The sequence below is a fragment of the Acidimicrobiales bacterium genome, from assembly GCA_041394245.1.
GTDB lineage: Bacteria > Actinomycetota > Acidimicrobiia > Acidimicrobiales > Aldehydirespiratoraceae > JAJRXC01.
The window spans coordinates 303,228-314,623 of sequence record JAWKIR010000002.1; the positions used below are offsets into that span (position 1 = coordinate 303,228).

14 protein-coding genes are annotated in these 11,396 nt (G+C 68.6%); 4 read left to right on the forward strand and 10 right to left on the reverse strand.

Translation table 11 applies throughout. The annotated features are described in order from the left end of the window. Positions 1-6 precede the first annotated feature (6 nt). The 9 genes from R2707_01605 to R2707_01645 all read right to left on the reverse strand — a co-directional run bounded on the left by R2707_01605 (position 7) and on the right by R2707_01645 (position 7,802). Positions 7-1,404, reverse strand: a complete 1,398-nt coding sequence (locus tag R2707_01605) for a wax ester/triacylglycerol synthase family O-acyltransferase (protein MEZ5243764.1) — start codon at positions 1,402-1,404, stop codon at positions 7-9. Then, on the reverse strand, positions 1,404-2,339 hold the full coding sequence (locus R2707_01610; GenBank protein MEZ5243765.1) for an alpha/beta hydrolase: 936 nt from the start codon (positions 2,337-2,339) through the stop codon (positions 1,404-1,406). Before R2707_01610 ends, R2707_01605 begins: the two co-directional genes overlap by 1 nt. 66 nt (positions 2,340-2,405) lie before the next feature. Further along, positions 2,406-2,921: an SUF system NifU family Fe-S cluster assembly protein gene (locus tag R2707_01615; protein ID MEZ5243766.1), complete on the reverse strand. Its 516-nt coding sequence runs from the start codon at positions 2,919-2,921 to the stop codon at positions 2,406-2,408. Between the two features lie 28 nt (positions 2,922-2,949). Continuing rightward, positions 2,950-4,209, reverse strand: a complete 1,260-nt coding sequence (locus tag R2707_01620; GenBank protein ID MEZ5243767.1) for a SufS family cysteine desulfurase — start codon at positions 4,207-4,209, stop codon at positions 2,950-2,952. Then, entirely contained in the window at positions 4,206-4,346 is a 141-nt protein-coding gene (locus tag R2707_01625; protein ID MEZ5243768.1) for a hypothetical protein, read from the reverse strand. The genes R2707_01620 and R2707_01625 overlap by 4 nt, the downstream gene beginning before the upstream one ends. A gap of 83 nt (positions 4,347-4,429) precedes the next feature. Further along, positions 4,430-4,834, reverse strand: coding sequence for a hypothetical protein (locus R2707_01630; protein MEZ5243769.1), 405 nt, complete (start codon positions 4,832-4,834; stop codon positions 4,430-4,432). After that, on the reverse strand, positions 4,827-7,061 hold the full coding sequence (locus R2707_01635) for a sulfatase-like hydrolase/transferase (protein ID MEZ5243770.1): 2,235 nt from the start codon (positions 7,059-7,061) through the stop codon (positions 4,827-4,829). The genes R2707_01630 and R2707_01635 overlap by 8 nt, the downstream gene beginning before the upstream one ends. A 28-nt stretch (positions 7,062-7,089) precedes the next feature. After that, positions 7,090-7,524: a type II toxin-antitoxin system VapC family toxin gene (locus tag R2707_01640; GenBank protein ID MEZ5243771.1), complete on the reverse strand. Its 435-nt coding sequence runs from the start codon at positions 7,522-7,524 to the stop codon at positions 7,090-7,092. Further along, positions 7,521-7,802 carry a type II toxin-antitoxin system prevent-host-death family antitoxin gene (locus R2707_01645; protein ID MEZ5243772.1) on the reverse strand — a complete coding sequence of 94 codons (282 nt, stop codon included), beginning with the start codon at positions 7,800-7,802 and terminating at the stop codon, positions 7,521-7,523. The genes R2707_01640 and R2707_01645 overlap by 4 nt, the downstream gene beginning before the upstream one ends. Before the next feature lie 82 nt (positions 7,803-7,884). Between R2707_01645 and R2707_01650 the strand changes: the two genes are divergently transcribed. The 4 genes from R2707_01650 (at position 7,885) to R2707_01665 (ending at position 10,816) form a co-directional block, all read left to right on the forward strand. Continuing rightward, positions 7,885-9,000, forward strand: a complete 1,116-nt coding sequence (locus tag R2707_01650) for an acyl-CoA dehydrogenase family protein (GenBank protein MEZ5243773.1) — start codon at positions 7,885-7,887, stop codon at positions 8,998-9,000. 76 nt (positions 9,001-9,076) lie between these two features. Continuing rightward, on the forward strand, positions 9,077-9,517 hold the full coding sequence (locus tag R2707_01655) for a hypothetical protein (GenBank protein ID MEZ5243774.1): 441 nt from the start codon (positions 9,077-9,079) through the stop codon (positions 9,515-9,517). A gap of 332 nt (positions 9,518-9,849) precedes the next feature. Beyond that, complete coding sequence (locus tag R2707_01660) at positions 9,850-10,041, forward strand: hypothetical protein (protein ID MEZ5243775.1); 192 nt, start codon at positions 9,850-9,852, stop codon at positions 10,039-10,041. Between the two features lie 4 nt (positions 10,042-10,045). Further along, entirely contained in the window at positions 10,046-10,816 is a 771-nt protein-coding gene (locus R2707_01665) for an alpha/beta fold hydrolase (protein ID MEZ5243776.1), read from the forward strand. On the opposite strand, the gene R2707_01670 is transcribed toward R2707_01665, so the two are convergent. Next, positions 10,817-11,395: an HhH-GPD-type base excision DNA repair protein gene (locus R2707_01670; protein ID MEZ5243777.1), complete on the reverse strand. Its 579-nt coding sequence runs from the start codon at positions 11,393-11,395 to the stop codon at positions 10,817-10,819. Position 11,396 lies beyond the last annotated feature (1 nt).

The following is an 11,396-nucleotide window of genomic DNA, read 5'->3' on the forward strand; positions in this document are numbered from 1 at the left end:
TTCGGCTCAGTCGGCGAGGGTGGCCAGCAGTTCGTCGAGCGCGGCGGGCAGTCGATCGGCGATGGCCCACGGGTCGGGAACGAGCGCCGGACACGACATCAGCCCGAAGTGCAGTTCGTCGGCATCCGAGACGACCGTGAAGTTGACGCCCGACCCGTAGAGCAACGGCCCCATCGGATACATCGCGTCGACCCGGGCCCCGGCGAGGAACAGGTCGAACGGCGGTCCCGGCACGTTGGAGATGATCAGGTTGAAGACCGGGGGAGTGCGAGCGTCGAGTCCGGCCGCGCTCCAGGACCGCGCAGCCAGGGCGATGGCGGCGGGGGGAAGCGTGTCGGTCCAGTTGATGCGATGATCGGCATCGAGGTCACGTCGCATCTCCTTGGCGCTGATCGTGCTGGCATGGATGGCCCGCAGACGCTCGCCGGGGTCGTCGATGTCGGTCGCCAGCGAGCAGAACAGGGCGGCCACCTTGGTGCCGATGTGCTCGTCGGCCTCGGCTCGCAGCGACACCGGGACCTGGGCGATCAGCGGCTTGTCGGGCAGCGCGCTTCGTGCGTCGAGATAGCCGCGCAGCGCACCGGCGCTGATCGCGAGCACGACATCGTTGAGCTTCACCCCGAAGGCGTCCTTCACCCGTTTCGCGTCGTCGAGACGCACCGCTGCGCTCGCGAAGCTGCGGTCGGAGGTGAGGCGGCCGTTGAGCACGGTACGGGGGGCCTGCAGCGGTTGGGCGGGCGGATCACCACCGAGGGCATGGCGCCCAACGGTGATGCCCTGGCGCAGCACCTGCCGGGAGAACCGGCCCGCTCGGATGGGCCACACCACGGCATGTCCGGTCGCCATGGCGATGCGCTCGGCGAACGACGGCGCCGGCTCCGGCTCGTAAGGGGGAGGTTCGTCGTCGGGCGGCGGATCGGGCTCGAGATCGTAGAGCAAGGTCGCGAGTTCGGACCCCGACTGTCCGTCGATGATCGCGTGGTGGATCTTGGCGAGCAGGGCGACGCGGCCGTCCTCGAGCCCCTCGATCAGCCACATCTCCCAGAGCGGACGAGAACGGTCGAGCTTGTAGCTCACGAGCTGGCCGACGAGCTCACCGACCGCCCGTCGATCGCCCGGGTGCGGCGCCGCGACCCGGTGGACATGGTTGGCGATGTCGAAATCCGGATCGTCGATCCACACCGGGCGTTCGAGTCGCATGTGCAGCGGACTCTCCAGGAGCTTCCAACGGAACTGGGGCGAGAGGTGCAGTCGTCGTTGCAGTTGTGCCACCACCTCGTCGAACGAGAAACGGTCGCTCGCCGCCGGGTCGAGGATGGTGAGTGCCGACACGTGGAAGTGCCATTCCGGTCGTTCCCCGTAGAGGAACGCAGCGTCGGGGCCGGGGACCTGGCGATAGGTCATCAGGCAGTCGCCTCCTCGGTCGGCGCGTCGAGCGCGATCCGGCGAGCGACATCCAGGCACGCATCGGTCACCTTGCGCCCGAAGTCGGGGTCGATACAACTGACATGCCCTCCGGGGATTCGGTTGATGTGGGCTCCCGGAATCGCCATCGCCATGCGGAGCTGGGCTTCGGGCGCGACCGCCGAGTCGTTCTCCGTGACGATGACCGAGGTCGGGACGTCGATCCCGCCGATCCAGTGTTTCGAGCTGAAGTTGGCGATGGCGTGGGCCGCCTCGAGCATCGTGCGACCACTTTGTTTGGCCATCTCGCTGCGGGCCCAGGAGATGAGTTCGGTCGGCCGCTCGCCGACACGGGTGTCGGGCATCGCCATGCGGGCCAGTCGGCCGGGAAGCCAGGTGGCCGCGGCACCCACCCGTGTGCCCGCCGACGCAACCAGCAGGGCGGACGCGGCGTAGCGGTGGCGGTTGCCGGGAACGAACTCGGCGCCCGACGCGATGAGCACCAGGCCGTCGACGACGTGGCGGTGGTCGCGCCACAGGAGCTGGGCGATGGGACCGCCCATCGAGTAGCCGACGGCGATCACCGGCCCTGTGCCACACGCGTCGAGCGCGGCGGCGGTGTCGGCTGCGCAGTCGGCGAGACGGAATCGTCGACGGGAACGAATACCCCGGCCGTGCCCGCGATGATCGATGGCGAGTACGTTGAAGTGTTCCGCCAGCGGCTCGAAGCAGCGGTACCAGTTCAGGGCGCCGGTCGCGAGCCAGCCGTGGAGCAGCATGACCGTGGGTGCCCCGGCGGGTCCGGGTGCGTGACGGACGAATGTGGTCCCCCGGCCCCGCAGCTCGATGCGGCGGCCCAGCGGAACCACCGAACCGCTGGGTACGTCGCCGTCGGGAGTCAGGCGGTCGGAAGTCGGGCGTGCATCGTCGGCCACAGACCGAAGGTACGGCAGTTTCCCATTTCCCGCCCGGGACCAAAGACCCTGGGCTCGGGTGAGTCGCTAGGTGATCGGGCGGGCTTCGTCGAGAGCCTGGGCGAGCGTGTTCCAGCCGAGAGTGGCGCACTTGATCCGGACCGGGAACTTCACCACACCGCGCAGCGCCTCGAGATCGCCGAGCGACAGATCGTCGGTGTTGTCGATGCTCATGTCGTGTTCGCTGAACGTGATCCCCTGCTCCGATTCGGTGCCGTCGCCGCCGATGTCGGCCTCGTGGATCGACATCAGCCCCTTGAACGCACCGATCAGCTGGCGGGCCTCCGTCACGGTCTTGCCCTTGATCGCGGCCGACATCATGGATGCCGATGACTGGCTGATCGAGCAGCCCTGGCCGCCGATGGCGATGTCGGCGATCACGCCGTCGTCGTCGACATCGATGAACACGATGATCTCGTCGCCGCACAGGGGGTTGAACCCGTCGGCCCGCACTGCGGGTGGAGACTCGAGCTCGCCCCGGTTCCGCGGCGAGCGGTAGTGGTCGAGGATGATCTCTCGGTAGAGGTCTTCGAGGCCGGTCATGGTGCTTCCTCGCGGTGGGCGGAGCGGGTCAGAACGAGAACAGGTCGTCGGCCGCGTGCAGCGCGGCCGAGAGCTGGTCGATGTCGGATTCGTCGTTGTAGACGTAGAGCGAGGCTCGGGAGGTGGCGTTGGCACCGAGCACCTTCATGAGCGGCTTGGCGCAGTGGTGACCGGCCCGCACACAGACACCGGCCTGATCCAGCACCTGGGCGATGTCGTGCGGATGGACCTCGCCGGAGGCGCCCTCGTAGACGAAGGACAGCACCCCGCCCCGTTCGGACGGCTCGGCGGGGCCGTGGATGGTGATCTTGTCGCCGTGGTCGTCGGTGAGGGTGCGCATCGCGTAGGCGGTGAGCTCGACCTCGTGGCGCCGGACGTTGTCCATGCCCAGGGCGTTGAGATAGTCGACGGCGGCCCCGAGACCGACGGCTTCGGCCACCATGGGTGTGCCCGCCTCGAACTTCCACGGGATCTCGTTGGTGGTGAACCCCTCCTTGGTGACCTGGAGGATCATCTCGCCGCCACCGAGGAAGGGTGGCATCGCGTCGAGGATCTCGGCCGGCGCCCACAGCACGCCGATGCCCATCGGCCCGAGCATCTTGTGCCCGGTGAACACCACGAAGTCGGCGCCCATGGCCTGCACGTCGGTGGCGATGTGGGGCACGAACTGGCTGGCGTCGACCGCCATCAGCGCGCCGGCGGCGTGGGCCGCTTCGGCCAGGCGGGGGATGTCGTTGAGGGTGCCGAGCACGTTGGACATCGCGGTGATCGACAGGAGCTTGGCGCCGTCGAGGAGGCGGTCGAGGTCGGTCAGGTCGAGATGACCGTCGGCGTCGACCGGAATCCACCGCAACTCGATGCCCTTCTCGGCGGCGAGCATGTGCCAGGGAACGATGTTGGCGTGGTGTTCCATCTCGGAGATGACCACGGCATCGCCGGCGCCGAGGTTGGCACCGCCCCACGCTCGGGCGATGAGGTTCATCGACTCGGTGGCGTTCTTCGTGAAGATCACCTCGGACACCGATGGTGCGTTGATGAATGCCGCCACCTTCGCCCTGGCCCCTTCGATCGCGGCGGTCGCCCGAACCGCCAGCTCGTAGCTGCCGCGGTGGACGTTGGCATTGTCGGCTTCGTAGTAGTGGCTCATCGCGTCGATGACCGCCTGCGGCTTCTGCGACGTGTTGCCCGAGTCGAGATAGACGATGGGAACCCCGTGGACCGACTGGGCCAGAACCGGGAAGTCGTCCTTGATGCGGGCCGGCAGTGTCCGTCGAGGATCCTGGGTCATGCGCCGTCTCCGAATCGTTCGTCGCCCTCGGCTTCGAGGTGGGTGGAGCGCTCCTGGCCGCCTGATCGGACGATACGACCATCGACGATCACGTGCACCCGGTCGGGCTGGACTTCGAAGAGCGGAGCCGTCGACATGCCCGGAAGTCTATTCGTCGTGCCCGGTTTGTCCTACCGCCGTAGGAGAAACCTCTCGTGGCGCACGCATGGCCGGCGCAGGCTCAGCTCCGGTCGAGAAGGTCTTCCTTCCAGGCCCGGAATCGTGTGTGGCGGGTGCCGCTCGGGCCGGTGCCGTCGCCGCTGCCATCGGGAAAGAGTCGGAACGTGTGATGTCGGCCGAGATCGTCCGAGTCGACCGCGACATAGCGGGCATCGGCCCCGCGGGCCGGCCCGGCCCGCCACAGCAGCCATGGGCCGATACGGCGCTTGTATGCGACCCGGACGCCGCCGATGTCGGCACCGGCGTTCCGGACCGATTCCGGGGCATCGATCCAGGCCTCGACGCTGATGTTGCGGTCGCGCGTCGGTGTCGGGGGAAGGTCCTCGGTGCGGATCGGGTTGTCGTCGAAGGGCCGCTGGTCGGCCGGAAGGGCCGGGATCGGCTCGGGTACTGCGGGATCAGTCACCCTCGATCTCCAGTTCGGTGACGACGCCGTCCGGGTCTCGCAACGCGAGACGAATCGTGTTCTCGTCGGGCTCCAGTGCGCCGTTCGGCAGGAGGACGACGAAGCGGTTGTCATCGTCGCCGCGGGAGTAGAGCCGGGACACGCCGACGACGCGGCCGTTGACGGCGGCGAGGAGCGTCGAATCGGTCGCGGCCGCGAGCACTCGACCCGAGATCTCCCCACGCAGGGGCACCGACGGGTCGGGGCGTCGGAGGACCTCGACCGAATCGACCGACACGGACCCCGACGGCGGTCCGAACACGTCATCGGCCGTCGCGCCGATCAGGTCGGCACCGGGAACGTCGCGGGTGAGGCCGGCGAGACGGTCCTCGTCGGGTCCGATGGGTGCAGGGACACCGGCGAGCAGCTCGGCGAACGCCTCGGTGTCGTCGTAGTCGACGATGCCCAGGAACTCGTAGTCGAACGCATCGCTGAAGGAATGGATGTACTTGGCCGTGCCGCGGCGCTCGATCGCGGGCGACCCCGCTGGGGCCCCGTCGACGTCCCACGGCACGGTCACACCCAGCAGGGTCGCGATCGTGGGCAGGACGTCGGTGGAGTTCACGTTTGTATCGTCGACGACCCCCGCATCGAGGCCCGGCGCCTTGATGAACAAGGGGGCGTAGGTGATCTGCTCGAGGTTCGCATCGGTCACTCGCCGGCTCGGTTCGCCCGGCTCGAACGCCACGCCATGGTCGCCCACGACGACGATGATGCTGTCGTCGTACTCGTCGATCTCCTCGAGTCGTCGCAGGATGTCGCCGAGCAGTCGATCGGCGTACTCGGCCTGGAGCAGGTGACGCTGTCGGCTGACGGCAACCGGCCACGGATCGTCGAGATCGTTCTCGTAGACCGACCGATCGTCGGCCACGGTGTAGGACGATCCGTCCTCCCGGATGGTCCACGGCTGGTGCGGGAGGATGAGGTGGAGGAAGCCGAGGATCGGAACGTCTGTCGGCTGGAGCGCGTCGACGAACAGCCGATGCCGGTCGGGTTGACCGAACACCTGGGTCGCGAAGAAGCGTTCGAAATCCGCGTTGTCGTCGGTGATCCCCTCGTTGGGATCGGGCCTCGCGGTGGGTCCTGTCGTGCTGGTCGTGGTCGCTGGCGTGATCTCCTCGGCGAAGTCGTCGAACGCGTTCGCCGTGTCGTCGGCGCCGGGCGTCACCCGGTCCCGCCACAACTCGACCGTCGTGTCGAGGAGGCGCCTCCAGCGCGGGTCCGTGTCGATGTCGACGACGCTGCTCACGACATCAGGTGTCTCGGGCAGCTCGCCCTGGGGCAGGGGTGGGGGAACCGGGCGGAGTCCGCATTTCTCCAGCCCGCAGAGGTCGGTGATCGACTCCGCGACGATCGGATGGTGCGACCCTCCGAGCAGGCTGAACAGTGAATTCGGATGATCGGCCCAGGTGGGTCCACCGAAGGGGTCGAGCCCGTCGAGCAGGGCGGGCACGGCGCTCTGGGTGAAGGGACTCACCGCGCTGAAGTGCCGGTAGAAGGTCGAGTCCTCGGCGAACGCCGCGATGTTGGGGAAGCGGACCGAGTCGATCGTCCCGTCCGTGGTGAGTAGGGACTGGGTCGCCCACTCGTCGAAGACCAGCATGATCACCGAAGGGGGGTCGTCGCCCAACTCCTCGATCGTGACGGCGGCGTCGGCGGCATCCTGGGTCCCGGCCCAGATCGTGTCGGACACCGGCGCCGCGAACAGGAACAGCGCGAGCAACAGCGGATTCGTGAGGCTGAGGAGGCGTGACCACGAGCGAAACGCGGGCAGGCGCTCTGCGGCCACGACGCCGGCCGCGCCGCCCGCGATGCCGACCAGGGTCGTCGCGACCGTCGCGGTGGTGAGACCCTTCGCGAGGAGCACGGCGAACATGGCGCTCAGCGCACCGATGGTCGCGGTGTGCACCACGCGGCCGACGCGACGGTTCAGGGCGAACGCTGCTTCGCCGGCGGCCCAGAGGAGCAGCGGCGGAACGACGACCACGCCGACGGCGAAGAGCACGATGCCCGACGGCTCGATCCGGTTGATTCGGAAGGTCGCCGGGTTCCTGCCCAAGAGGTCGAGGATGGGCTGGGCGACGGCGAGCCCGCAGAGGCCGGCCACGATGAGGAATCGGCCGACGAGACCTTCCCGGTCGGTGGCGGCGTCTGCGCCGTTCGGCTCGGCGGGAGTCGTCGTGTCCATCTCGACGGTGGACGATACTGCCGTTGGGCTATCGGTCGGGTCGCGCCCGTTCGTCGACGAGGGGGGAGACCAGCTCGAACCCGAGCGCGGCGGCGGCGGGGATCTGGTGCCGGTCGAGGGTCAGGTAGCGGACCGGGCGGGGAAGGCGGTCGGCCGCGGCGAGGTGGATCGCATCGACGGTGCGGAGTCCGTAGGCGGCCCCCAGCTCGGTGGCACGGGCGATGCATCGCTCATCGACCGGCACGAGCACGAAGGCATCCAAGTCGGCGCGTGCCGCGGCCCACAGCTCGTTGGCGAGGATCTCCGCGCCCGCCACACGGTGCAGCGCGAGCATCACTTCGGTGCGGGCGAGGTCGCTCGCGCACCAGGTCGGGTCATCGGCCATGGTGGCGTTGACGAGGCCGCGGTCCGGCCCCGGCACGTAGCGAGCGATCAGGGCCGACGGGTCGACGGCGAGCGTCATCCGGCTTCGCCTCGGAGCTCGGCGATCACCGAGGCGAGTCGGATGTCGACGGGCACGCCGAACGGCTCGGGCGCCGCCGGGTGATCGGGCCGACCGGGGAGCCGGACGAGGCCGGCGGCGGCGAGGTCGTCGATCGTGGGTGCACCCGGCGGCTCGAGCGGACCCAACTGGGCGACCGGCTCGCCGTCGACGGTGACGATGATGCGTTCGCCGCCGCCGGCGCGCCGCACGATGGCGGCGACGTCGTTGCGCAGTCCTCGAATGCCGATCCGTTCCACGGTCCGATCGTAGCACGACGCGTAGCACGTGTGTACACATCACGAATTGGCGAGATGGGCCAACCTCGCTAGTTTCTCGTCCATGAACTTTGCATTCTCAGAAGAGCAAGAGCAGCTGCGGGAGTTCGTGCGCAGCTTCCTCGCCGACAAGTCGAGCGAAGAAGCGGTCCGCGAACAGATGGACACCGAGAAGGGCTTCGACGACGCCGTCTGGAATCAGATGGCCGAGCAGATGGGCCTCCAGGCCCTCGCCATTCCCGAGGAATACGGCGGGCAGGGCTTCAGCTTCGTCGAACAGGTCGTCGTGCTCGAGGAGATGGGCCGCGCCCTGCTGTGCGCCCCCTACTTCTCGAGCTGCGTGCTCGCGGCCAACGCCATCCTCCAGTCGGGGGACGACGCGGCCAAGGCCGAGCTCCTTCCGGGCATCGCGTCGGGCGAGACCCGCGCGACCCTCGCGTTCACCGAGGAGAGCGGGCGCTGGGACGAGGGCGGCATCACGATGCAGGCCACCGGCTCGGGCGACTCCTGGACACTCGACGGCACGAAGATGTACGTGCTCGACGGTCACACCGCCAACCTCCTCATCGTCGCGGCGCGCACCGACAAGGGCGTCTCGCTCTTCCAGGTCGCCGCCGACGCCGACGGCCTCACCCGCACGGCACTGTCCACGATGGACCAGACCCGCAAGCAGGCCAAGCTCGAGTTCTCGGGTGTCGCGGCCACGCCGATCGGCGACGACGGTGCCGGCTGGGCCACCCTCGAGACCGTGCTCGATCTCGCCGCGGTGGCGCTGGCCGCCGAGCAGGTCGGTGGCGCCCAGATGTGCCTCGACATGTCGGTCGAATACGCCAAGGTCCGCGTGCAGTTCGGTCGCCCGATCGGCTCGTTCCAGGCCATCAAGCACAAGTGCGCCGACATGTTGCTCGAGGTCGAGTCGGCGAAGTCCGCGGCGTACTACGCCGGCTGGTGCGCCGCTGAGATGAACGACGAACTGGGCCAGGTCGCCTCGCTCGCCAAGAGCTACTGCTCCGAGGCGTACTTCCATGCCGCAGCCGAGAACATCCAGATCCACGGTGGCATCGGCTTCACCTGGGAGCATCCCGCCCACCTGTACTTCAAGCGGGCCAAGAGCTCCGAGCTCCTCTTCGGTGACCCCACCTACCACCGCGAGCTGCTCGCCCAACGCATCGGCATCTGATCATCTCTCCCTTCTGTGAGCGTGAACGCCGCTGTGAGCGGCGTTCACGCTCACAGAACGAGAGGATGGGGCACTGATGACGCTGGCACTCTTCATCGTCGGGGCGATCGTCGTGACCGCGATCGCGTTCGTGGCGGTCGGTCAGGCAGTGGGTCGCATGGCCGACGATCGCCCGCCGGCGGTCTACGACCTGCACGACGCGTCGGTGTGGATCGGCGACCGACTCCCCGACGAGGTGACCGCCCGGCTGAGCTATGACGACGTCGCGCGGGTGCTCGGTTGGCATCTCGACTGGTTCGGCGAGGTCGGCGCGGCGTCCCGCTACGGCCAGGAGATCGCCGGTGAAACGGTCCGCCAGGAAGGCGCCATCGCTCCCGACGACGCGGCGATCGATGCCGTCGTTGCCCGCTCGCTTGCCGAGAACGGTCCCGACGCCGTCGATGTCGTCTGTGTGCTCGATCTGCAGATGAAGTACCTCGTGGCGATCGGGGCGGTGGGCAAGGAAGTCGACAGCTGAAACTGTTTCCCCAAGCCCCTCACTTGTGCTTCACTGACAGGACCAAAGAGAGGAGGTGGTCCAGACGTGAGTAGTAGATCTGTGACTTTGGAGGTGGCTGGCCGCTAGCACGGCTGCTGGACCACTGGCGCAAACCAAGCCAGCTCCACCCCTGGGATCCGTGGGACGGGACACGTCACGCCTGTCGGCCACCGTGCACGCACGGCTGGCGACCACCCCCGGGAATCCAGCAAGTATTCGGGACATCCCGGGGCCGCCTGGTCCCGGGATGCCTCGTTTTCGTGGCCCGAGCGGGGCGCCGCCATATTCCGACGGCGCTATGTTTGGGCGCCATGGAGCGACCAACCCGATTCGAAGAGACCCGCTTCCTCGGCGACAAGCGTCTGCAGGTCGTCTACGACCTCGACGACGTCGACGACGAGTCCGTCATCGAGGAACTGGCGTCGGGGTCCCACGCACAGACCTTCGGACCCGACACTCTCGCCGAGGCCCGCAATCGGGGTTACCGCCTCCGGAAGATCTGAGCACGTGGACCGGCGGTTCACGGTCGACGGCAACGAGCTCGCCGCGCATCTCGCTCGTCCGGCGCAGGTCCACCCGACCGCGCAGGCGGGTCTCGTGATCGCACACGGCTTTCCCGCCGAGGCAGGCGGCGGCATCAACTCCACGGCCAGCTTTCCCGAGCTCGCCGACCGGGCCGCGACCGAGGCGGGGTGGGCGGCGCTCGCGTTCTCGAGCCGCGGTGTCGGCGATTCGCAGGGCAACTTCTCGCTCGGTGGGTGGCGCAGGGACCTGGCCGGCGCCGTCGCGCATCTGCGCGAGTCCGTGCCCTGCGACGGCGTGTGGCTCGTCGGCTTCGGCACCGGCGGCGCGTTGGCGATCGACCTGGCGGCCGCCGATCCCGGGATCAACGGGGTCGCGGCGATCGGGGTGCCGGCCGACTTCAAGGACTGGGCTCGAAATCCGCGAAAGCTCCTCGTGCTCGCTCGCGAGATGGGGATCATCCGCGACGGCGACTTCCCCCGGTCGTTCGACGACTGGTCGGGCGAGATCGCCTCGCTGCGAGCTTCGCAGGCGGCGGCGAGGATGGCGCCACGCGAGCTCATGATCGTCCACGGGTCCGAGGACGAGATCGTCCCCGTCTTCGATGCCCGCGAGGTCGCCGATGCCCACGGTTCGGCCGACCTGAGGATCATCGCCGGCGCCGGCCATCACCTGCGTCACGACCCGCGTGCGATCGCCGTCGTACTCGGCTGGCTCGACCGGCAGCGCAACGTGCTGCTCAACGCCGGCGTCTGATCAGTCGGTTTTCGACTTCCCGGCCGCCTTCATGGCCCGGCGCACCTCCCTGAGCGCGACGAGCGCGTCGGGCGAGTCGAGGTCGGCCACCGACCGGAGGCCGTCCTCGGCGAAGACACCGGCCTCGTGTTCCCAGCCGAGCGGCCGGCGACCGAACCGCTTGGCGAGCAGTGCGATGAAGATCTGCGTCTTCTCCGGCCCGAACCCGGGTACCTCGAGGAGGCGATCCCTCAGGGTCTCGGCCCGTCTGACGTGGCGCCATATCGCCCCGGCGTCGCCGTCGTAGCGGTCCACGAGGTGAGCGCACATGGCCTGGATGCGCCCGCTCATCGACGCAGGGAAGCGGTGCAGGGCCGGCTTGGCGCGACAGATCTCGGCGAACGACTCGGGGTCGATCCTGGCGATCACCTTGGCATCGAGTTCGCCACCGAGGCGCTCACGCAGCCGGGCCGGTCCCACGAACGCGAGCTCGATCGAGATCTGTTGATCGAGCAGCATGCCGATCATCAGTGCGAGGGGATCGCGGTTGAGCAGTCGGTCGGCCGCCGGGTCGCCCGTCACTGCGAGGGTGCCGCGCACC